Below are 21,705 nucleotides of genomic sequence, written 5' to 3' on the forward strand. Positions count from 1 at the left end.
CCCATGGCGCGGTCAGCGCCGGGTTCAGCTTGTTGGAAAACCGAAGCCCCTGCAAGGGGCAGGGATCAATCGGCGTCGCAGAACAGGTCGTAGACCACCTCGAGAAGGCGACGCGGCTTTTCGTCGGCAAGGCGGTAATAGATCGCCTTGCCCTCGCGGCGAGGCACCACCAGCCCTTCGAGGCGCAGCCGCGACAACTGTTGCGAGACCGCCGCCTGGCGCGCTGAAAGAAGCTCTTCCAGCTCGGTCACCGATTTCTCGCCGGTGACCAGGTGGCACAGGATCATCATCCGCCCCTCGTGGCTGATCGCCTTGAGGAAATTCGACGCGTCGGTCGCGTTCGCGGCGATCTTGTCCAGCTCTTCTTCCGACATGTCGGTAGAGAATTGCGGAAGCGTCATGGGTCTGTGTCCTCGTGTTTGTCGCGGTTCACCGAGTATCAGCGTGATCCCGGTCGTGTCAGCCGTGTCGTTGGGGCACGGTTCATTTTTTCCTTACCCGTTGCCCGCCGTCTCCGACGGGGCATAGGCGGTGTGCTCCACCAGCATCTTCTCCAGCAGCGGCCAGAAGAAATCCTCGCCGGGGTATCCCTCCATCCGGGCGATTTCGCGGTCGTCCTCGACCAGCAGGAAGGTCGGGGTAAAGGTGACGCGGCGCGTGATCTCAAGGTCCTCGGGCATCCGGTGCAGGTCGACCCGGCGCAGCGGCGCGAAGCGGCCCTCGTCGGTCTTGGGATAGGCCGGGGCGATCTCGTCGTTCCAGCGGGCGCACCAGGCGCAGCCGACCTGTTCGACCATCACCAGTTCGGCCGCAAGGGCGGGGCCGGCCATCAACAGGGCCGCGAGAACTCCGCCAAAAACCTTCGCACGAAACATGCTGCCCCCATTGACCCGGTATCGTCGAACAAGATAATTTGAATATATGAATTTTTCAAGCCGAAGCCCGAAGCGATCCGGGCGCGGTCCTGGGAGGGGAATCAAATGCTGGAAATTTCGCTGTTCGGGGCACTTGCCGCCGGATTGTTGAGCTTTTTTACGCCCTGCATCCTGCCGATGGTCCCGTTCTACCTGTCCTACATGGGCGGGCTGAGCATGGCCGAGTTGCGCGGTGACGGCCAGATCGCGCCGGGGGCGCAAAAGCGGTTGATCGTCTCGGCGTTGTTCTTTGCGCTCGGGGTGACCACGATCTTCATGCTGCTGGGTATGGGCGCCACCGCGCTGGGTTCCATGTTCGGGCAATACCTCGATACGCTGGCCTATGTCGCGGCGGCGATCCTGCTGGTGTTCGGGCTGCATTTCCTTGGCGTGATCCGGGTGCCGCTGTTGTATCGCGAGGCGCGGGTGGAAAGCAGCGCCGAGGCCAGCACGATCCTGGGCGCCTACCTGATGGGGCTGGCCTTCGGCTTTGGCTGGACCCCCTGCGTCGGTCCGGCACTAGCCTCGATCCTGATGATCGCCAGCGGCATGGGCGACATCTGGCGCGGCGCGCTCCTGCTGTTCGTCTACGGCGCCGGGATGACCGCCCCCTTCATCGTGGCGGCCTTTTTCGCGCGGCCGTTCCTGGCCTGGGTTCAGCGCCATCGCGCCGCTTTCGGATGGGTCGAAAAAGGCATGGGGGCAATGCTGATCGTCTTTGCTATCCTGATCGCGACGGGGGGCGTGAACCTGATCGCCGACGCCATGATCCGGTGGTTCCCGGGCTTTGCCAGCGTCGGCTGATGTCAATGAGTGGAGGAGACTTGAGATGAGACATATTCTTGCGGCGATGGCTGCGCTGCTGCTGGCGATCCCGGTCGCGGCGGCGGAACTGGGCGACGATGGCCTGCACAAGGCCGATTGGATGCGCGACACCTTCAAGGACCTGCGCGAGGATTTCGCCGAGGCCAAGGCCGAGGGCAAGCGCGTGGTGGTGATCGTGGAACAGCGCGGCTGCATCTATTGCCGCGACATGCACGAGAACACCTTTCCCGATCCGCGTATCCAGAAGCTGCTGCACGAGGCCTATTTCCCGATCCAGCTGAACCTGCATGGCGATACCGAGATCGTCGATACCGATGGCGAGGCGCTGTCGGAAAAGGCGGCGGCGCGGAAATGGAACGTACTGTTCACGCCGACGATGATCTTTTTCCCGCCCGAACTGGACGAGAGCAAGCCGGCGGCGGCACAGGCGGTGGCGATCATGCCGGGGGCTTTCGGTCCGGGGACGACCTTTGACATGCTGACCTGGGTCGCCGAAGAGCGCTATCTCGACCAGTCCGAGGAGGATTTCCAACGCTACCACGCGCGCAGGATTCGAGAGCGCAACGACGGCAGCACGGAATGATTCGGCATGTCGGGGCGGCCTCGGTGAAATTTCCTGAGGTTTCGGGCGCGTGTAGCGGCATTTCCTGAATAATTCACAATCATGAATTTGTTGTTGCGACACTGCGGCCGGTAGCCTACGGTATGCAGACAGAAAAACGACAGAAGACCGCGCCTGTCTGCGCGGCAGCGACGGGAGGAACCATGAAACTTACTTATCTGACAGTGGCCGCGACCTTGGTTGCCGGCTCGGCCTTCGCGGCCGAGGTCGGCCCCAAGGAGGTCAAGTTCAACGACGACATGGCCATCGAGATGTCCCTGACCGGGGTGGCGGGCGATCCGGCCAAGGGGGCCGTGATCATGGGCACCAAGTCGAAGGGCAACTGCGTCGCCTGTCACGAGATATCCGCGCTGAGCGATGTGCCCTTCCAGGGCAATGTCGGCCCGATCCTCGACGGGGCCGGGGATCGCTGGAGCACGGCGGAACTGCGCGGCCTGGTGGTCAACGCCAAGATGATGTTCGAGGGCTCGGTGATGCCGTCCTTCTACAAGGTCGACGGCTTCACCCGTCCGGGCAACGCCTATACCGGCAAGGCCGGGACCGAACCGTTGCCGCCACTGCTGTCGGCGCAGGAGATCGAGGATGTCGTCGCCTTCCTGGCGACCATGAAAGAAGAATGACAGCCCGCCCGGGCGATCCCGGGCGCTGCGAAACGTAAAGGAGAGAGCAAATGGAGTTCACACGTCGCGATACCCTGGCCATGGGCTTGGGCGCAGCGGTTCTCAGCATGGTTCCGTTCCGCGCATCGGCCTCGGCGGATGCCGCGATCGAAGCCTTCACCGGCGGGGCCGACATGGCCGACACCGGTATCGAGCTGACCGCGCCGGAGATCGCCGAGAACGGCAACACGGTGCCGATCGAGGTCAGCGCGCCGGGTGCAACCGCGATCATGGTGCTGGCCGCCGGCAACCCGACGCCGGGTGTCGCCACCTTCAAGTTCGGTCCGCTGGCCGGCAGCCAGAGCGCCTCGACCCGCATCCGCCTGGCCGGAACGCAGGATGTGGTCGCCATCGCCAAGATGGCCGATGGCAGCTTTGCCCGCGCCGCGTCGACCGTGAAAGTCACCATCGGGGGCTGTGGCGGCTGATCGCCGCGCAGTCATCCATCCCGAGACAAGGAGAACCTGAACATGGCATCTGGTGTTAAACCCCGCGTCAAAGTCCCGAAAAGCGCCGCAGCCGGCGATGTGGTGACGATCAAGACCCTGATCAGCCACAAGATGGAAAGCGGTCAGCGCAAGGACGGCGACGGCAACGTCATTCCGCGGTCGATCATCAACCGCTTCACCTGCGACTTCAACGGCCAGAACGTGATCGACGTGGAACTGTTCCCGGCGATCTCGACCAACCCGTACTTCGAATTCGAGGCCACGATTCCCGAGGCCGGTGACATGAAGTTCACCTGGTACGACGACGACGGGTCGGTCTACGAAACCAGCAAGTCGGTCGCGGTCGGCTAAATAAAACAAGAAACCGTCCCCTGTCCCCGCCGAGCCGGGGGCGGGGGGATCCATAGGGAGGATGTTTCATGAAGTTCAAGGCACTGACGGTTGCGGCCCTTGCGGCAGCACTGCCGACATTGTCGTCGGCCGATCCGGATGATGACAAGCTGGTGATCAACGGCGAGGTCGAGATGATCACCAAGACCGCGGCACCGGCGCATATGGAGGAGACCGGGATCGACCCCATCATGTCGGGCTGGCATTTCCGCGCCGACGAGACCCAGGCGCTCGAGATGGACGATTTCGACAACCCGGGCATGATCTTCGTCGACAAGGCGCTGGACTCCTGGGCGGCGGTCGAGGGCAGCGAGGGCAAGTCCTGTGCCTCCTGCCACGACGATCCGTCCAGCCTGAAGGGCGTTCGCGCGGTCTATCCCAAGTGGAACGAGACCGCCGGCGAGGTTCGGACCCTGGCGATGCAGATCAACGACTGCCGCGTCAACCAGATGGGCGCCGACAAGTGGAAGTACACCGGCGGCGACATGGCCTCGATGGAGGCGCTAATCAGCGTCCAATCGCGCGGCATGCCGGTGAACGTGGCGATCGACGGCCCAGTCAAACCGGTCTGGGAACAGGGCAAGGAGCTTTACTATACCCGCACCGGCCAACTCGACCTGTCCTGTGCCTCCTGCCATGAGCTGAACTATGGCAACATGATCCGTGCCGACCACCTCAGCCAGGGCCAGATCAACGGCTTCCCGACCTATCGCCTCAAGAACGCCAAGCTGAACACTGTGCATGCGCGGTTCAAGGGCTGTGTCCGTGACACCCGCGCGGAAACCTACAGCCCGGGCTCGGCCGAGTTCGTCGCGCTGGAACTCTATGTCGCCAGCCGCGGCAATGGCCTGTCGGTCGAAGGACCCTCGGTCCGCAACTGAATCAACCCGGCCCCGCGCAGCGTGATACCGCCGCGCGGGGCCGTTTTCGCAATAGGCATTCACATATGCGAATGTGTGTGCCGCAAGCAACGGAAAGCTGTTTTCGATGATCTCACGTCGTGATTTCCTTCAGGTTTCGATGGCGGCCTCGGCACTGGTCGGGGCGTCGGGGTTCGGCAACTGGGCGCGGCTGGCCGCGCAACAGGCCCTGACCCAGGATCAGCTGCTGCAATTTGATACCTACGGCAATATCAGCCTGATCCACATCACCGACATTCACGCGCAGCTGAAGCCGATCTACTTCCGCGAGCCCGAGATCAACCTCGGGGTCGGGGCCAACAAGGGGCAGGTGCCGCATGTCACCGGCGCCGATTTCCGCAAGCTCTACGGCATCGCCGACGGCTCGCCCTCGGCCTATGCGCTGACCCATGACGATTTCGCATCGCTGGCCAGGGGCTATGGCCGGGTCGGCGGGCTGGACCGCATGTCCACCGTGATCAACGCGATCCGCGCCGACCGCCCCGATGCGCTGCTGCTGGATGGCGGCGACACCTGGCACGGCTCGATGACCTGCTACAAGACGGCAGGGCAGGACATGGTCAACGTGATGAACGCGCTCAAGCCTGACGCGATGACCTTCCACTGGGAGTTCACGCTGGGCAGCGAGCGGGTGAACGAGATCGTCGAGGGGCTTCCCTTTGCGGCGCTGGGCCAGAACATCTTCGACGCCGAGTGGGACGAACCGGCCGAACTGTTCAAACCCTACAAGTTCTTCGAGCGCGGCGGCGCCAAGGTGGCGGTGATCGGCCAGGCGTTCCCCTATATGCCGATCGCGAACCCGGGCTGGATGTTCCCTGAATACTCCTTCGGTATCCGGGACGAGCACATGCAGGAGATGGTCGACGAGGTGCGCGGCATGGGCGCCGACGTGGTGGTCTGCCTGTCGCACAACGGCTTCGACGTCGACAAGAAGATGGCCGGCGTGGTCAAGGGCATCGACGTGATCCTGTCGGGCCACACCCACGATGCGCTGCCCGAGCCGGTGCAGGTGGGCAATACCTTCATCATCGCCAGCGGTTCCAACGGCAAGTTCGTCAGTCGCGTCGATCTCGACGTGCGCGACGGCCGGATGATGGGGCTGCGGCACAAGCTGATCCCGGTGTTCTCGGACGTGATCGCGCCCGATCCCGCGGTCACCCGGCTGATCGACGAACAGCGCGCGCCCTTCAAGGCCGAGCTGGAAGAGGTGATCGGCCAGACCGACAGCCTGCTGTACCGGCGCGGCAACTTCAACGGCACCTGGGACGATCTGATCTGCGACGCGCTGATCTCCGAGCGCGAGGCGGATATCGCCATGTCGCCCGGGGTGCGTTGGGGGCCGTCGATCCTGCCCGGGCAGGACATCACCCGCGAGGATATCTTCAACGTCACCTCGATGACCTACGGCAAGGCCTATCGCACCGAGATGACCGGCGAGTTCATCAAGGTCGTGCTGGAGGACGTGGGCGACAACCTGTTCAACCCCGATCCTTATTACCAGCAGGGCGGCGACATGGTGCGGGTCGGCGGCCTCGGCTTCCGGATCGACATTTCCAAACCTCAGGGCGAGCGGATCAGCGAGATGACCCTCCTCAAGTCCGGCGAGGCGATCGACCCGGCCAAGAGCTATGTCGTCGCCGGCTGGGCCTCGGTCAACGAGGGCACCGAGGGGCCGCAGATCTGGGACGTGGTGGAAAGCCATATCCGCAAGCAGGGCACCGTCAGTGTCTCGCCGAATACCTCGGTCAAGGTGGCGGGGGTCTGACCCCGCCATTCACGGCCGATCACGTCATTTTTCGATTTCGAAGGAGGCAAAACGCATGACGTTTGGTTTCAAGGACAAAAAGCCCTCGCGCCGGCAGTTCCTGTCCGGGGCTGCGGCGGTGGGCGCCGGGGCGGTGGCCGCGGGCGCGGCCCGGGCCGCCGGACCGGATCCGCTGATCACCGAGGTTCAGGAATGGGCCACGATCACCGGCGAGGGGGTGGACGCCACCCCCTACGGCCTGCCGATCAAGTACGAGGCCGACGTGGTGCGCCGCAACGTGCCCTGGCTCACCGCCGATCCGATCAGTTCGATCAACTTTACCCCGATCCATGCGCTCGACGGCACCATCACGCCGCAGGGCTGCGCCTTTGAACGGCACCACTCGGGCGCCATCGAGTTGCGCAAGCGCGACTATCGGCTGATGATCAACGGGCTGGTCGATACGCCGCTGGTCTTTACCTATGAGGATCTGGAGCGGTTCCCGCGCGAAAACCACGTCTATTTCTGCGAATGCGCCGCCAACACCGGCATGGAATGGGCCGGCGCACAGCTCAACGGCGCGCAGTTCACTCATGGCATGATCCACAACATGGAATATTCCGGCGTGACCCTGCGCACCCTGCTGGAAGAGGCCGGGTTGGACGCGGCGGGCGATCTCAAGGACAAGTGGGTTTACGTCGAGGGCGCCGATGCCTCGTCCAACGGCCGCTCGATCCCGATGGAAAAGGCGCTGGACGACTGCCTTGTCGCCTTCAAGGCCAATGGCGAGGCACTGCGCAAGGAACACGGCTATCCGGTCCGGCTCTGCGTGCCGGGCTGGGAAGGCAACATGTGGGTCAAGTGGCTGCGCCGGATCGAGGTGACCGACCAGGCGGTACAGAGCCGCGAGGAAACCTCCAAGTACACCGACACCTTGGCCGACGGCACCAGCCGCAAGTGGACTTGGGCGATGGATGCCAAATCCGTTGTCACCAGCCCCAGCCCGCAATCGCCGATCAAGCACGGGCACGGGCCGCTGGTCATCACCGGGCTGGCCTGGTCGGGTCGTGGCGCGATCAAGCGCGTCGACGTCTCCAAGGATGGCGGCAAGACCTGGGAAACCGCGCGGCTGGCCGCGCCGGGCGAAAAGATGGCGCTGACCCGCTTTTACCTCGATACAGAGTGGAACGGCGAGGAGATGCTGCTGCAATCGCGTGCCATGGACGAAACCGGCTATGTCCAGCCCACCAAGACCCAGCTGCGCGAGGTGCGCGGCGAGAACTCGATCTATCACAACAACTGCATTCAGACCTGGTGGGTCCAACCGAACGGAGAGGCCGAGAATGTCGAAGTATCGTAAGCTGATCGCCACCACCGCGCTGGCGGCAACGCTCACTGCCGGACCCGCGCTGGCCGAAAAGCTCGGCCTCGGTCGTCCGGCCCTGCCCGAGGAGATCGCGGCCTGGAATCTCGATGTCAGCCCCGATGGCACCGGCCTGCCGGAAGGGTCCGGCTCGGTCGAGGAGGGCGAGGGGCTGTTCGTCGACTACTGCGCGGTCTGCCACGGCGATTTCGCCGAGGGCGTCGGCAACTGGCCCAAGCTGGCCGGGGGCGAAGGCACGCTGGCCGACAAGGACCCGCTGAAGACCGTCGGCTCCTACTGGCCGTACCTCAGCACCACCTGGGATTACGTCCACCGCTCGATGCCCTTCGGCAACGCACAGACCCTGTCGCCGGACGAGGTCTATGCCATCGTCGCCTATATCCTGTATTCCAATTACATCGTCGAAGATGATTTCGTCCTGTCGAAGGAGAATTTCCTCGACGTGGAAATGCCCAATGCCGACGGGTTCATCGTGGATGACCGCGAAACCGCCGAGGCGCATTTCTGGCAGGACGAGGCCTGCATGGAGAACTGCAAGGAGAGCGTGGAAATCACCATGAAGGCGGCGGTTCTGGATGTGACCCCGGAAGAGACCAAGGCCCGCAAGGTGCAGGAGATGATCGACGCCACCAACCCGGCCAACAAGCCGGTCGAGGGGGCTGCCGTGGTTGAACAGGCCGCCGTGGCGCCGGCGACCGAAGAACCTGCCACCGAAGAGCCGGCTGCCGAAGAACCGGCGGCAGATGCACCGGCAGCCGATGAGGCCGCGGCACTCGACCCGGAACTGGTCAAGGCGGGCGAAAAGGTCTTCAAGAAGTGCAAGGCCTGCCACCAGGTCGGTGAAGGGGCCAAGAACCGCACCGGTCCGGTCCTCACCGGAATCGTCGGCCATGCCGCCGCCGCCGTCGAGGATTTCCGCTATTCCAAGCCGATGAAAAAGGCGGGTGAGGAGGGGCTGGTCTGGACCGAGGACGAGTTGCACGCCTTCCTTGCCAAGCCCAAGGCCTACATGAAAAAGACCAAGATGACCTTCGCTGGCCTGCGCAAGGATGACGATATCACGGCGGTGATCGCCTATCTGAAGTCCTTCGAATAAGACGCCCGTGCGCGGTCCGACCGGGAACGCCGGTCCGCGCGCGGCCTCCCTCGCGGCACGCACGGGCTGCTCTGCCGGGATCACGCGAAACATGTTCGGCGGACCCTGGCGCAACCTGAAAACGATCTCCCTGTCCCGCAACGCCGGGGCAGGGCGCTTGGGAAAGAACAGATGTTCCTTGCCCCCCTTGCAGCCCCCCGGCGGCACCACTAAGACTCTGGGGACGCAGTTTCGGGCAGGGTCCCGATCCCTCAGAAGGCAGGCCGTTTACATGTTCGATCCGACAGAAACCTACATGAATACCCTGGTCCCGATGGTGGTCGAACAGACCAGCCGCGGTGAGCGGGCCTATGACATCTTTTCGCGCCTGCTGAAGGAGCGGATCATCTTCATCAACGGTCCGATCCATGACGGGATGAGCCACCTGATCGTGGCCCAGTTGCTGCACCTCGAGGCCGAGAACCCGAACAAGGAAATCAGCATCTACATCAACTCGCCGGGCGGTGTGGTGACCTCGGGGCTGTCGATCTATGACACCATGCAGTACATCAAGCCGAAATGTTCGACCCTGGTGATCGGCCAGGCGGCGTCGATGGGCTCGGTCCTGCTGGCGGGCGGTGCGCCCGGCATGCGCTTCTCGCTGCCCAACAGCCGCATCATGGTGCACCAACCCTCGGGCGGCTACCAGGGCCAGGCCAGCGACATCATGATCCATGCGGCCGAGACCCAGAAGCTCAAGGACCGGCTGTACGACATCTACGTCAAGCATACCGGCCAGTCCAAGAAGGCGGTTGAAAAGGCGCTGGATCGCGACAACTTCATGTCGCCGGAAGAAGCCAAGGAATGGGGCCACATCGACGAGATCGTCGAAAGCCGCGTCAAACCCGGCGACGACGACTAATCAGGCCCTTGCCCGTTGGGGATGGGTCCCGGCGGGCGGCACTGGCGATTTGACATTGTGGAGCCCGGATCGCTGTCCTAAGCTGGCCGGAAATACCGGGAATCCGCCCGGCAGCAGGGCAACGCGGAACTCGAAGCCGAAAGGTAAATCATGGCAACGAACTCAAGCGGCGACAGCAAGAACACGCTTTACTGCAGCTTCTGCGGCAAAAGCCAGCACGAGGTGCGCAAGCTTATCGCGGGCCCGACCGTGTTCATCTGTGATGAATGCGTTGAACTGTGCATGGATATCATCCGCGAGGAAACCAAGGCCAGCGGGCTGAAATCCACCGATGGTGTTCCGACGCCCAAGGACATCTGCGAGGTTCTTGACGATTACGTGATCGGTCAGGCGATGGCCAAGCGCGTGCTCTCGGTCGCGGTGCACAACCATTACAAGCGCCTCAACCACGCCCAGAAGGCCGGCAGCGATATCGAGCTGGCAAAGTCGAACATTCTGCTGATCGGCCCCACCGGCTGCGGCAAGACTCTGTTGGCGCAGACGCTGGCGCGAATCCTCGACGTGCCCTTTACCATGGCCGACGCCACCACCCTGACCGAGGCGGGCTATGTGGGCGAGGATGTCGAGAACATCATTCTCAAGCTGTTGCAGGCCAGTGAATACAACGTCGAGCGGGCGCAGCGCGGCATCGTCTACATCGACGAGGTCGACAAGATCACCCGCAAGTCGGAAAACCCCTCGATCACCCGCGATGTCTCGGGCGAGGGGGTGCAGCAGGCGCTTCTCAAACTGATGGAGGGCACCGTCGCCTCGGTGCCGCCGCAGGGCGGGCGCAAGCATCCGCAGCAGGAATTCCTGCAGGTCGACACCACCAACATCCTGTTCATCTGCGGCGGCGCATTCGCCGGGCTGGACAAGATCATCGCGCAGCGCGGCAAGGGTAGCGCCATGGGCTTTGGCGCCGATGTGCGTGACAACGACGAACGCGGCGTTGGCGAGATCTTCCAGGATCTGGAGCCCGAGGATCTGCTGAAATTCGGCCTGATCCCGGAATTCGTCGGCCGTCTGCCGGTTCTGGCGACGCTCGAGGATCTGGACGAAGACGCATTGGTCACCATCCTGACCAAGCCCAAGAACGCCCTGGTCAAGCAGTACCAGCGCCTGTTCGAACTGGAGGATACCGAGCTTCAGTTCACCGACGATGCGCTCAAGGCGATCGCCAAGCGCGCCATCGAACGCAAGACCGGCGCGCGCGGGCTGCGCTCGATCCTCGAGGATATCCTGCTGAACACCATGTTCGACCTGCCCGGCATGGAGAACGTGACCAAGGTCGTGGTGAACGAAGAGGCGGTGACCTCGGACGCACAGCCGCTCAAGATCTACGCCGACTCCGACAAGGAATCCGCGTCGGCGGGCTGATCGCGGCGCGCGATCGGATGAATACGCGGCGCGGGACCCTCCCGCGCCGTTTTCTTTTAGGGGGGCTTCAATGACCATCAAGCGCATCTCTTCCGGCGGCGAGTATGAGGCCAAGGCCGGCTATTGCCGCGCGGTGGTTGCCGGCGGCTTCGTTCACGTGGCCGGCACCGTGGGGCAGGGTGACGACGTGGTCACGCAATGCCGCTCGGCGCTGGAGACTATCGGGAAGGCGCTCTCCGAGGCCGGGGCAGGGTTTTCCGACGTGGTGCGGGTGGTCTACTACCTCCCCGACCGGGAAGAGTTCGAAGTCTGCTGGCCGCAGTTGCGCGCGGCGTTCGGCGACAATCCGCCGGCGGCGACGATGCTGGAATGCGGGCTGATCGACCCGAAATACCGCATCGAGATCGAGGTCACCGCGCTGCTTCCGTAAAACCTCTTCTTAAACCCCTTCCGCCTGTCGAAATCCCATTTCGAATTTACGCAACGTAAATCCCGGAGGTGCATCAACCCGTGCTTATGGTTGTTCACTGCACGCGGCGGGGAGGCCGCGACAGATGGGAGCATGGCTGAGGCCATGAGATTTGGGAGGAGATCATGACACTAGTTAAACAGGCGGTGCGGTCCGTATCCGCCGTCGCGCTGCTGTGCGGGTTGGCAATGCCGGCCGCCGCGCGGGAGTACAAGGTGGAAACGCTGGTCCCGGGATCGGCGTTTCATGGGGTGCACGGGCTGGGCGTCGATTCCAACGGAGCGCTCTTTGCCGGCAGCGTCGTGGGCCAGGCGCTTTACCGCGTTGATCGCGCCTCCGGTGCGGTGGCGGTCGAGATCCCGGCGCCGCAGGGCATGGCCGACGACCTGGCCTTTGCGCCTGACGGCACCATGGCCTGGACGGCCTTCCTGCTCGGCGATCTCTATGCGCGCGGCGCCGATGGCGAGGTGCGGACGCTGGCCAGTGGCCTCCCGGGCCTCAATTCGCTGGCCTATCGCGATGACGGGCGGTTGTTTGCGTCGCAGGTGTTCCTGGGAGATGCGCTGTATGAGATCGACACCAGCGGCACCCAGCCCGCCCGCAAGATCATGGAGGGGATGGGGGGGCTTAACGGCTTCCAGTTCGGCCCCGACGGCAAGATCTACGGCCCGCTCTGGTTCAAGGGGCAGGTGGTCCGTGTCGATGTGGATACCGCAGAGATCGAGGTGATCGCGGATGGCTTCAAGGTGCCGGCGGCGGTGAACCTTGATTCCAAAGGCAACATCTGGGTCGTCGACACCGCCCTGGGGCAGTTGGTCAAGGTCAGCCCCGATGGCAAGACCAGGAAGGTCGTGGCGCAGCTCGACACCTCGCTCGACAATTTGGCGATCGACGCGCAGGACCGGATCTTTGTCTCCAACATGGCTGACAACGGCATTCAGGAGGTCGATCCAGACACCGGTGCGGTGCGTCAGGTGGTCAAGGGCGCGTTGGCTTTCCCCGGCGGGCTGGATCTGGTGGCGGACGACGCGGGGGAAACCCTCTATGTCGCCGACTCATTCGCCTATCGGACAGTTGATGCAAAGAGCGGCGCCGTCAGGGCGGTGGCGCGAATGCAGGCCGATCATCTGGAATACCCGTTCAACGCCCGGGCCAATGCCGATCACGTTTTGTTGTCGAGCTGGTTTACCGGCACCGTGCAGGTAATGGACCGCAAGACCGGCGACAGCCTGCACATGTTGCACGGGTTCGCGGCACCGCAGGACGCGGTAGAACTGGCCGACGGCAGCCTGCTGGTGACGGAACTGGCCACCGGCAAGCTGCTCCGGGTCTCCGGCCCCGAGGGCGAGACGCGCGAGACCGTTGCCGAAGGGCTGGTGGCGCCGCTGGGCATGGTGCTCGAGGGGCAGGATGCCGTCTATGTGACCGAGGCCGGGGCGGGCACCTTGTCGCGCATCGACCTTGCCAGCGGTGAAAGAACGGTGGTCGCAAGTGGCCTGGCTCTCCCCGAGGGGCTGGATATGGCCCCGGACGGCACGCTGGTGCTGGCCGAGGTCGCTGCACAGCGTGTGGTGTCGGTCGATCCGGCCGACGGTGCGATCACCGTATTGGCCGAGGGGCTGCCGATCGGTTTGCCGGCCGCCGCGGGTACGCCGCCGACCTATCTGGCCACCGGCATCGCCGTGGGTCAGGATGGAACGGTCTATGTCACCTCTGATCTGGAGAACGCCATCTACAAGCTGGTGCCGCAGTAGGCGGGAACGGCGGGGCGGTCGGCACAGAGGGGCCGACCGCTTTCCCTTCGGCGCTGTTTTCCGCATGGCGCGCAAGGCACGGCCGATCCGCTGCTTGGGTACTGGACCTTGCCGCGCGCTTGGTCCATACCTGCCGACAGCGAATTGCCGGAGGCACCCATGGGAATCCTGAACACTCTTCTGCGCGCCGTGACCTGGTGGAACGGGCAGACGCTTAACACCCAGATTCATACCTGGCGCAAGGGGATCCGGGTCGGCGAGGACAATCAGGGCAATGTGTTCTATCGCAATGCCGATGACAGCCGCCGCTGGGTCATCTTCAACGGCGAGATCGAGGCATCGCGCGTCGATCCTGACTGGCACGGCTGGCTGCACCGCACCTGGGACGAGCCGCCGACCGATCGGCCGATGGCGCACAAGCCGTGGGAAAAGCCCCACCACGAGAACCTGACCGGCACCGCGCTGGCCTATGCGCCGGCCGGCTCGATCCGCAAGCCGCACCCGGTCGAGCGCAGCGATTACGACGCCTGGAGCCCGGAATAACCGGCCCCGATTGAACGGAGCGCGCGCAATGTCGCACAACACGACCGAGGTTCTTGTCGGGGGCGCGGTTCTGGCCGCCGCCATCGCCTTTGGCGTCTATGCCGGGCAGTCGACCGGCCTCACCACCAGCAGCCGTGGCTATGAACTTGGCGCGTCCTTCCGCTCGCTCGAGGGGGTGACGGTGGGCACCGACGTGCGCCTTGCCGGGGTCAAGATCGGCACGGTGACCGGCGTGGAACTGAACCCCGAGACCTATCGCGCCGACACCACCATTTCGGTGCAGGACAGCGTCCAGATCCCCGACGACAGTTCGGCGGTTGTCTCTTCCGAAGGGCTGCTTGGCGGCAACTTCGTCGAGATCATGCCGGGCGGGTCGCTTGGCTATTTCGTGCCGGGGGACGAGATTCTCGATACCCAGGGGTCGGTCAGCCTGGTGTCGCTTCTTCTCAAATTCGTCTCCGGCGGCAGCGGTCCCGACAGCGGGGCCAGCAGCGGGGCAGGCAATTGATCCGTCGGCTTGCCGGTCTGGTTCTTGCCCTCGGGCTGGCCGCGCCCTTTGCCGTGCCTCTCGCTGCGCAGGAGACCGCAGTTGAATCCGGTACCGGCGCGGTGCTGCGCGGCCTCGACAAGGTCAACGGCGAGAGCCGCGACATCGAGATCGGGCGCGGCGAAACCGGCACCGTCTTTGGCCTCGACATCGCACTGAGCGATTGCCGCTACCCGGCCGAGAACCCCACCGGCGATGCTTTCGCCTATCTGACCATCTGGGAACGCGGCGCCGCGCAGGCGGCCTTCGAGGGCTGGATGATCGCCTCGTCACCGGCACTCAACGCGCTCGACCACAGCCGCTACGACATCTGGGTATTGCGCTGTATCACGCCCTGAGCGGTGGCCGGCGACGGGCCGGTGAAATCGGCCCCCCTCTCGATCGCGACGCTCAACTGCCTGTGGTATTCCGCGCGGGTGATTTCCACCGCGCCGAGGCTAGCCAGGTGATCGGTCAGGAACTGCGTGTCGAACAGCCGGAAGCCCCCCCGCCGCAGCCGATCGACCAGGTAGGCCAGCGCGATCTTTGACGCATCGGTCCGGCGCGAGAACATGCTTTCCCCGAAAAACGCCGCGCCCAGAACCACCCCGTAGACCCCCCCGATCAGCGCCTCACCCTCCCACACCTCGAGTGAATGGGCGTGGCCGCGCGCGTGCAGGTCGAGGTAGAGCGCGCGAATCTCCGCGTTGATCCAGGTCTCGGCCCGGTCGGCGCAGCCATCCACCACGCCGGCGAAATCGCGGTCGATGGTCACCGTGAACCCGCCCCGGCGCATCCGGCGGGCCAGCGAGCGCGAGATGTGGAACCCGTCCAGCGGCACCACCCCGCGCCGCTTGGGATCGACCCAGAAGATCTCCGGGTCGTCCCGGTGCTCGGCCATCGGGAACACCCCCATGGCATAGCCACGCAACAGCAGTTCGGGGCTGATCGCAGTCATGCGCGCCCCGAACCAGGTCTTTGCTCAGGCGTCCAGATTGTCCTCAAGCCACTTTTCCAGCCAGTGGATGTTGTAGCTGCCGCGCTGGATGTCCGGCTCCCGCAGCAGCGCGTCGAACAGCGGAACCGTGGTGTCCACCCCGTCCACGATCAACTCGCCCAGGGCCCGGTTCAACCGCGCCAACGCCTCGTTCCGATCACGACCATGCACGATCAGCTTGCCGATCAGGCTGTCGTAATAAGGCGGGATCCGGTAGCCGTCGTAAAGCGCGCTGTCCATCCGCACGCCAAGGCCGCCGGGGGCGTGGTAATGGCTGATGTCGCCGGGGCAGGGGGCGAAGTTGGGCAGCTTCTCGGCGTTGATCCGCACCTCGATGGCGTGCCCGTTCAACACAAGGTCGTCTTGCCCGAACGACAGCGGCTCTCCGGCGGCGACGCGAATCTGTTCGCGCACCAGATCGACGCCGAAGATCGCCTCGGTCACCGGGTGCTCCACCTGAAGCCGCGTGTTCATCTCGATGAAATAGAACTCGCCGTTCTCGTAGAGAAACTCGATGGTGCCGGCGCCGATATAGTTGATCCTGGCCACCGCCTCGGCACAGGTCTTGCCGATGCGCGCCCGTTCCTCGGGGCTGATCGCCGGGCCCGGTGCCTCTTCCAGCACCTTCTGGTGGCGCCGTTGCAGCGAACAGTCGCGTTCGGCCAGATGCACCGCCTTGCCCTTGCCGTCGCCGAAGACCTGGATCTCGATGTGGCGCGGCGTGGTCAGGTATTTCTCGATATAGACCTCGTCGTTGCCAAAGGCGGCCTTGGCCTCGGCCCGCGCGGTCTGAAAGGCGCGTTCGATATCGGCCTCGGTCTGGGCCACCTTCATGCCGCGCCCGCCGCCGCCGGCGGTGGCCTTGATGATGACCGGATAGCCGATCTCGCCGCCCAGCCGCTTGGCGGTCTCGACGTCCGGCACGCCGCCGTCCGAGCCGGGCACACAGGGAACCCCCAGTGCCTTCATGGTTTCCTTGGCGGTGATCTTGTCACCCATCAGGCGGATGTGCTCGGCGGTCGGGCCGATGAAGGTGAGGCCGTGATCCTCGACGATCTGCACGAAACTGGCGTTCTCGGAGAGAAAGCCATAGCCGGGATGGATCGCCTGCGCGCCGGTGATCTCGCAGGCCGAGATGATGGCGGGGATCTTCAGATAGCTTTGCGGGCTGGGCGGCGGACCGATGCAGATCGATTCGTCGGCCATGCGCACATGCATCGCGTCGCTGTCGGCGGTGGAATGCACCGCGACGGTGGCGATTCCCATCTCGCGCGCGGCACGTACCACGCGCAGGGCGATCTCGCCGCGGTTGGCAATCAGGATCTTGTCGAACATCTGCGCCCCTTACTCGATGATGACCAGCGGTGTGCCGAATTCCACCGCCGCGCCGTCATCGACCAGGATGCGCTTGACCGTGCCGGCGGCGGGCGCGTGGATGTGGTTCATCGTCTTCATCGCCTCGACGATCAACAGGGTGTCGCCCTCCGACACCGTGCTGCCCACCTTGATGAAGGCCGGCGCGCCCGGTTCAGGCTGGAGATAGACCGTGCCCACCATGGGCGAGGTGACGGCGCCGGGGTGGCTCGCGGGATCTTCGGCGGCGGCGGCCGGGGCGGGCGCTGCCGCGGGGGCGGCTGCGACCGGCGCCGCACTGGCGGCGGCCGGGGCCGGTGCCGGTGCGACCGGTGCCGCGACGGGGGCGGCCCGGCTCACCCGGACGTTCAGGCTGTCGTCCTCGCCGAACTCGCGCTTGACCTCCAACTCGGTCAGGTCGTTCTCGCGCAGCAACTCGGCCAGCGCCTTGATGAATGCCACGTCCGCGTCGGTTGTCTTTTCTGTCATCTGTATCCTCGACCGGTTACGCCCGCGCCATTCGGCTGCGCGGGCCTGTAATTTCCTCGCGCTTATAGGCCATGGCGGGAACTGTGAAAAGCGCCGTTACCTGATCCGGTGCCCCTGCGGCAAGGGCCAGCCGTCTCGTGTGCCGATCACAGGGGCATTCCCGACAGTTTGGCCACCAGTTCGGGCAGCTTGCGGGCGCCGAACTTGTCCAGCAGACGGGCCCGGTGCGCTTCGACCGTGCGATACGACAGGCCCAGGTCCGCCCCCACCTCCTTGGCCGAAAGCCCGCGACAGGTCAGGATCGCCACCTCGCGCTCCCGCGGGGTCAGCTGGACCAACGGCCGCTCGTCCGAGATGTCGGCAAACGACCAGATTCCGTGCCGAAAGGGATCCTCGGGGGTCAGCGATTGCCCTCGCACGCGGCACCAGAACAGATCCCCGTCGGCGCGGCGCATGATCCGCTCGTCATGATACTCGCCGGTCCGGCGCATCACCGCCAGCCCGCGCGCGCCGATCCGTTCGAACTCGGCCTCCGAAGGGTAGAAATCGCGCAGCGGGCGGTCCGCGTACTCCGCCGCCGTCCCGCCGAAAATCATTGAAAACCGCCGGTTGGCGCGCCGGATCACCCGGTTCTCCAACTCGACCAGCCCGATCGGGGCATGGAAAAAGGCGATATCGGCATTGCTGCTGTTCATGGCGGACCACTTTGCCGGGTATTACTACGGAATTGAAGGGGGCATGGGCCGGGCGTTACGCTTTGGCGCAATTTCAATGGGAGGAAGACCATGGTTTACATCGCTGGCTGGGGCCATACGAAATTCGGCAAACTGGTTGATCAGAGCCTTGAGGACCTGATCACCGAGGCGGGCAGAGAGGCGCTGGCCGATGCCGGCGTCGCCGGGGTGGATGTCGACGGCATCTGGATGGGACATTTCAACGCCGGCATGGTGCCCGACGGGTTCCCCGCCTCGCTGGCCATGGGGATCGACCCGGGGCTGCGCTACAAGCCCGCGACGCGGCTGGAAAATGCCTGCGCCTCCGGGTCGGCGGCGGTCTTTGCCGCGCGTCAGGCAATCCTGGCGGGCGAGGCCAAGGTCGCGCTGGTGATCGGGGTCGAGAAGATGACCCATCTGCCCGGCGCCGAGGTGACCGCCGCGCTTGGTCATGCCGCCTATCAGAAGGAAGAGGCGGGGCTGTCCTTTCCCGGGGCCTTCGCGCAATTTGCGCAGGCCTATTTCGAAAAATACGGCGATCACAGCCAGGCGCTGGCCCGGATCGCCGCCAAGAACCACGGAAACTCGGTCAACAACCCGTTGGCGCAATTGCAAAAACCGATGGACGAGGCGTTCTGTGCCACGGTCTCGGACCGCAATCCGATGATCTCCGCGCCGCTGAAAAAGACCGACTGCTCGCTGGTCTCTGACGGGGCGGCGGCCATCGTCCTGGTGGCCGAGGATGTCCTTCCCGGTGTCGACAAGGCGGTCAAGATGCGCAGCGTCGCCCAGGTCAACGACCTGCTGCCGATGTCCCAGCGCGACCTGATTGCCTTCGAGGGGCCGCGCCGGGCGATCCACAGCGCCTATGACCGCGCCGGGATCACCGTCGACGACATCGACGTGGCCGAGGTGCACGATTGTTTCACCATCGCCGAGCTGCTGATCTACGAATCGATGGGGCTGGCCGCCCACGGCCATGCCGCCGACCTGCTCGAGGGCGGGGTGGTCCATGCCGGTGGGCGTCTTCCGGTGAACCTCTCCGGCGGGCTCAAGGCCAAGGGACACCCGGTCGGCGCCACCGGCGTTTCCATGCACGCGCTGATCGCCCGTCAGGTGGTGGGCCAGGCGGACGCGATGCAGCACCCCGGCGCCGAGCTGGGGCTGGTGTTCAACATGGGCGGCTCGGGCGTGGCCAACTATGCCTCGATCCTCGAGGGCGTGAAGGCATGAACCTCGGGAACTGGCTGCAACGGCAGGCCCGGCTCAACCCGGACCGCCCGGCGCTGTTCACGGGCACCGAGCAGGTGGCCGATTACGCCGGGTTCCATGATGGCGCCGCGCGCGTGGCCGGCTGGCTGGCCGCGCAGGGCATCGCCCCCGGCGACCGGGTCGGGATCTTCATGAAGAACTGCCCCGACTACCTGATCGTGCAATACGGCATCTGGTATGCCGGCGCAGTGGCGGTGGCGATCAATGCCAAGCTGCACGGGCGCGAGGCGGCCTATATCCTCGAGAACTCGGAGGCCGCCCTGTGCTTTACCTCGCCCGGCCTGACCGAGGCGTTGGAGGAGGCGGATGCGCCGGGCCGGTTCATCGACTGTACCGGGCCGGAATTCGCCGCGGCACTGGCACAGCCGCCGGTCGCGGCCCCCGCGGCGCGCGCGCCGGACGATCTGGCCTGGCTGTTCTATACCTCGGGCACCACCGGGCGGCCCAAGGGGGTGCGGATCAGCCACCGGATGCTGGTGGACATGTCGCTGGCCTACCTGGTCGACGTGGATGCGGCGACGGCGGAGGACGCGATCCTTTACGCCGCGCCGATGAGCCATGGCGCGGGGATCTACAACATGGTGCACGTGCTGGTCGGCGCGCGCCACGTCTGCCCGGTCTCGGGCGGGTTCGACCCGGAGGAGATCTTCGCGCTGGCGCGGCATCACCGTAACATCCAGATGTTCGCCGCGCCGACCATGGTGCATCGCATGACCGCCGCCGCCAAGGCGACGGGCGAGACCGGCGAGGGGCTGCGCACCGTGGTCTATGGCGGCGGGCCGATGTACCTGGCCGACATCGAGGAGGCGATCGTACAATTCGGGCCGATTTTCGTACAGATCTACGGCCAGGGCGAATGCCCGATGGGGATCACCGCCCTGTCGCGCGACCTGGTCGCCGACCGCAGCCACCCGCGCTGGCGCGAGCGCCTGCTCAGCGTCGGCCGGGCGCAATCGCCGGTCGAGGTGCAGATCGGCGATGCGCAGGGCAATCCCTTGCCCGCCGGCGAACACGGCGAGATCATGGTGCGCGGCGACGTGGTGATGCCCGGCTATTGGCGCAACGAGGAGGCCACCGCCAAGACGCTGGTGAACGGCTGGCTGATGACCGGCGACATGGGGTTCATGGACGACGACGGTTTCGTCACCATGCAGGACCGCTCCAAGGACATGATCATCACCGGCGGCTCCAACGTCTATCCGCGCGAGGTCGAGGAGGTGCTGCTGACCCACCCGGAGGTGCGCGAGGCCTCGGTCGTCGGGCGTCCCCATCCCGACTGGGGCGAGGAGGTGGTGGCCTTTGTCGTGGGCGAGGTGGCGGAGGCCGATCTCGACGCGCTCTGCAACGCCAACATCGCCCGCTTCAAGCGCCCCAAAGCCTACGTTTCAATCGCCGAATTACCCAAGAACAACTATGGCAAGGTCCTCAAGACCGAGCTGCGAAAAATGCTGGAGGAGATCGCATGACGGATCTTAGTGGAAAGACCGCCCTGGTTACCGGATCGGTGCAAGGCATCGGGCTGGCCATCGCGGAGTCGCTGGCCCGGGCCGGGGCGCGCATCGCCGTGCACGGGATCGCGGGCGACGCCCAGATCGACGAGGCCTGCACCCACCTGCGCGAGCTTGGCGCGCCGCAGGCCGAGTTCTTTGACGGCGACCTGCGCAACCCCGACCGGATCGCCGACCTGATGGAGGCGGTGGGCACATGGGGCGGGCCCGATATCCTGGTCAACAACGCCGGTATCCAGCACACCGCACCGCTCTCCGAGATGCCGCGCGAGACCTGGGACGCGATCCTCGCGGTCAACCTCAGCGCCGCCTTCGACACCATGCGCGCGGCGATGCCGGGCATGGCCGAGCGGGGCTATGGCCGGGTCATCAACATCGCCAGTGTGCACGGGCTGGTCGCCAGCAAGGAAAAGGCGCCCTACGTGGCGGCCAAGTTCGGGCTGGTCGGCCTCAGCCGGGTGGCGGCGCTGGAATATGCCGCCCGGGGCGAGCGGGCCAAGGGCGGGGTGACGGTGAACTGCATCTGCCCCGGCTGGACCGAGACCGCGATCATCGAACCGCAGGTCGAGGCACGGGCGGCGCAGTTCGGCGGCGACCGAGATGCCGGCATCGCCGATCTTCTGTCCGAGAAACAACCGAGCCAGCGGTTGTCCGACCCCTCGGAGATCGGGGAACTGGCGCTGTGGCTGTGCAACCCGGTGGCCCATAACATCACCGGCACCGCGATCCCGGTCGACGGAGGCTGGACCGCGCAATAG

The 21,705-nt window shown here is 65.1% G+C and carries 25 protein-coding genes; 19 read left to right on the forward strand and 6 right to left on the reverse strand.

Annotated features, from left to right (window positions below; translation table 11 throughout):
• Nucleotides 1-65 precede the first annotated feature (65 nt).
• Together ABWV23_RS03835 and ABWV23_RS03840 are read right to left on the reverse strand one after the other, a co-directional pair.
• Nucleotides 66-401 (reverse strand): ArsR/SmtB family transcription factor, encoded by a 336-nt coding sequence (locus tag ABWV23_RS03835; protein ID WP_353345100.1) that lies wholly within the window; start codon nt 399-401, stop codon nt 66-68.
• 93 nt (nt 402-494) lie between these two features.
• Nucleotides 495-875 carry a hypothetical protein gene (locus ABWV23_RS03840; protein ID WP_353345102.1) on the reverse strand — a complete coding sequence of 127 codons (381 nt, stop codon included), beginning with the start codon at nt 873-875 and terminating at the stop codon, nt 495-497.
• A gap of 105 nt (nt 876-980) precedes the next feature.
• Here ABWV23_RS03840 and ABWV23_RS03845 point away from each other — a divergent pair, with 105 nt between their 5' ends.
• The 16 genes from ABWV23_RS03845 to ABWV23_RS03920 all read left to right on the forward strand — a co-directional run bounded on the left by ABWV23_RS03845 (nt 981) and on the right by ABWV23_RS03920 (nt 14,974).
• Nucleotides 981-1,718, forward strand: a complete 738-nt coding sequence (locus ABWV23_RS03845; RefSeq protein ID WP_353345104.1) for a cytochrome c biogenesis CcdA family protein — start codon at nt 981-983, stop codon at nt 1,716-1,718.
• A gap of 25 nt (nt 1,719-1,743) precedes the next feature.
• Nucleotides 1,744-2,322 (forward strand): thioredoxin family protein, encoded by a 579-nt coding sequence (locus ABWV23_RS03850; RefSeq protein ID WP_353345106.1) that lies wholly within the window; start codon nt 1,744-1,746, stop codon nt 2,320-2,322.
• A gap of 182 nt (nt 2,323-2,504) precedes the next feature.
• Nucleotides 2,505-2,981: a sulfur oxidation c-type cytochrome SoxX gene (gene soxX, locus ABWV23_RS03855; protein ID WP_353345108.1), complete on the forward strand. Its 477-nt coding sequence runs from the start codon at nt 2,505-2,507 to the stop codon at nt 2,979-2,981.
• Between the two features lie 50 nt (nt 2,982-3,031).
• Nucleotides 3,032-3,448, forward strand: coding sequence for a thiosulfate oxidation carrier protein SoxY (gene soxY / locus ABWV23_RS03860; protein ID WP_353345110.1), 417 nt, complete (start codon nt 3,032-3,034; stop codon nt 3,446-3,448).
• Nucleotides 3,449-3,490: 42 nt separating this feature from the next.
• Complete coding sequence (soxZ, locus tag ABWV23_RS03865; RefSeq protein ID WP_353345112.1) at nt 3,491-3,820, forward strand: thiosulfate oxidation carrier complex protein SoxZ; 330 nt, start codon at nt 3,491-3,493, stop codon at nt 3,818-3,820.
• A 68-nt stretch (nt 3,821-3,888) separates the two neighbouring features.
• Nucleotides 3,889-4,740: a sulfur oxidation c-type cytochrome SoxA gene (gene soxA, locus ABWV23_RS03870; RefSeq protein WP_353345114.1), complete on the forward strand. Its 852-nt coding sequence runs from the start codon at nt 3,889-3,891 to the stop codon at nt 4,738-4,740.
• Between the two features lie 106 nt (nt 4,741-4,846).
• The gene (gene soxB / locus ABWV23_RS03875) at nt 4,847-6,544 is read left to right on the forward strand and encodes a thiosulfohydrolase SoxB (RefSeq protein WP_353345116.1); all 1,698 of its coding nucleotides are present in this window, start codon (nt 4,847-4,849) and stop codon (nt 6,542-6,544) included.
• A gap of 55 nt (nt 6,545-6,599) precedes the next feature.
• Nucleotides 6,600-7,883, forward strand: a complete 1,284-nt coding sequence (gene soxC / locus ABWV23_RS03880) for a sulfite dehydrogenase (protein ID WP_353345118.1) — start codon at nt 6,600-6,602, stop codon at nt 7,881-7,883.
• The gene (locus ABWV23_RS03885) at nt 7,867-9,003 is read left to right on the forward strand and encodes a c-type cytochrome (RefSeq protein WP_353345120.1); all 1,137 of its coding nucleotides are present in this window, start codon (nt 7,867-7,869) and stop codon (nt 9,001-9,003) included. Before soxC ends, ABWV23_RS03885 begins: the two co-directional genes overlap by 17 nt.
• 271 nt (nt 9,004-9,274) lie before the next feature.
• Nucleotides 9,275-9,904: an ATP-dependent Clp protease proteolytic subunit gene (locus tag ABWV23_RS03890; RefSeq protein WP_353345121.1), complete on the forward strand. Its 630-nt coding sequence runs from the start codon at nt 9,275-9,277 to the stop codon at nt 9,902-9,904.
• 150 nt (nt 9,905-10,054) lie between these two features.
• Complete coding sequence (clpX, locus tag ABWV23_RS03895; protein WP_353345123.1) at nt 10,055-11,323, forward strand: ATP-dependent Clp protease ATP-binding subunit ClpX; 1,269 nt, start codon at nt 10,055-10,057, stop codon at nt 11,321-11,323.
• Nucleotides 11,324-11,393: 70 nt separating this feature from the next.
• Nucleotides 11,394-11,753, forward strand: coding sequence for a RidA family protein (locus ABWV23_RS03900; RefSeq protein WP_353345125.1), 360 nt, complete (start codon nt 11,394-11,396; stop codon nt 11,751-11,753).
• Nucleotides 11,754-11,917: 164 nt separating this feature from the next.
• Complete coding sequence (locus tag ABWV23_RS03905; protein WP_353345127.1) at nt 11,918-13,546, forward strand: Vgb family protein; 1,629 nt, start codon at nt 11,918-11,920, stop codon at nt 13,544-13,546.
• Between the two features lie 159 nt (nt 13,547-13,705).
• The gene (locus ABWV23_RS03910) at nt 13,706-14,089 is read left to right on the forward strand and encodes an NADH:ubiquinone oxidoreductase subunit NDUFA12 (RefSeq protein ID WP_353345129.1); all 384 of its coding nucleotides are present in this window, start codon (nt 13,706-13,708) and stop codon (nt 14,087-14,089) included.
• Between the two features lie 28 nt (nt 14,090-14,117).
• Nucleotides 14,118-14,597, forward strand: a complete 480-nt coding sequence (gene mlaD / locus ABWV23_RS03915; RefSeq protein ID WP_353345131.1) for an outer membrane lipid asymmetry maintenance protein MlaD — start codon at nt 14,118-14,120, stop codon at nt 14,595-14,597.
• The gene (locus ABWV23_RS03920; protein ID WP_502901591.1) at nt 14,597-14,974 is read left to right on the forward strand and encodes a DUF2155 domain-containing protein; all 378 of its coding nucleotides are present in this window, start codon (nt 14,597-14,599) and stop codon (nt 14,972-14,974) included. The genes mlaD and ABWV23_RS03920 overlap by 1 nt, the downstream gene beginning before the upstream one ends.
• On the opposite strand, the gene aat is transcribed toward ABWV23_RS03920, so the two are convergent.
• From aat to ABWV23_RS03940, 4 genes are all read right to left on the reverse strand, one after another.
• Nucleotides 14,938-15,573: a leucyl/phenylalanyl-tRNA--protein transferase gene (aat, locus tag ABWV23_RS03925; RefSeq protein WP_353345133.1), complete on the reverse strand. Its 636-nt coding sequence runs from the start codon at nt 15,571-15,573 to the stop codon at nt 14,938-14,940. The two genes, ABWV23_RS03920 and aat, sit on opposite strands and share 37 nt — an antisense overlap.
• 24 nt (nt 15,574-15,597) lie before the next feature.
• Nucleotides 15,598-16,947 (reverse strand): acetyl-CoA carboxylase biotin carboxylase subunit, encoded by a 1,350-nt coding sequence (gene accC / locus ABWV23_RS03930; RefSeq protein WP_353345136.1) that lies wholly within the window; start codon nt 16,945-16,947, stop codon nt 15,598-15,600.
• Nucleotides 16,948-16,956: 9 nt separating this feature from the next.
• The gene (gene accB, locus ABWV23_RS03935; protein ID WP_353345138.1) at nt 16,957-17,454 is read right to left on the reverse strand and encodes an acetyl-CoA carboxylase biotin carboxyl carrier protein; all 498 of its coding nucleotides are present in this window, start codon (nt 17,452-17,454) and stop codon (nt 16,957-16,959) included.
• Nucleotides 17,455-17,600: 146 nt separating this feature from the next.
• Nucleotides 17,601-18,149, reverse strand: coding sequence for a LuxR C-terminal-related transcriptional regulator (locus ABWV23_RS03940; protein WP_353345140.1), 549 nt, complete (start codon nt 18,147-18,149; stop codon nt 17,601-17,603).
• Nucleotides 18,150-18,239: 90 nt separating this feature from the next.
• Here ABWV23_RS03940 and ABWV23_RS03945 point away from each other — a divergent pair, with 90 nt between their 5' ends.
• The 3 genes from ABWV23_RS03945 to ABWV23_RS03955 are packed head-to-tail and all read left to right on the forward strand — an operon-like array spanning nt 18,240 to nt 21,705.
• Nucleotides 18,240-19,400: an acetyl-CoA acetyltransferase gene (locus ABWV23_RS03945; protein ID WP_353345142.1), complete on the forward strand. Its 1,161-nt coding sequence runs from the start codon at nt 18,240-18,242 to the stop codon at nt 19,398-19,400.
• On the forward strand, nt 19,397-20,905 hold the full coding sequence (locus ABWV23_RS03950; RefSeq protein WP_353345144.1) for an AMP-binding protein: 1,509 nt from the start codon (nt 19,397-19,399) through the stop codon (nt 20,903-20,905). The genes ABWV23_RS03945 and ABWV23_RS03950 overlap by 4 nt, the downstream gene beginning before the upstream one ends.
• Nucleotides 20,902-21,705 carry a 3-hydroxybutyrate dehydrogenase gene (locus ABWV23_RS03955; RefSeq protein ID WP_353345146.1) on the forward strand — a complete coding sequence of 268 codons (804 nt, stop codon included), beginning with the start codon at nt 20,902-20,904 and terminating at the stop codon, nt 21,703-21,705. The genes ABWV23_RS03950 and ABWV23_RS03955 overlap by 4 nt, the downstream gene beginning before the upstream one ends.

It is taken from the genome of Aquicoccus sp. SU-CL01552 (assembly GCF_040365005.1).
Classification (GTDB): domain Bacteria; phylum Pseudomonadota; class Alphaproteobacteria; order Rhodobacterales; family Rhodobacteraceae; genus Antarcticimicrobium.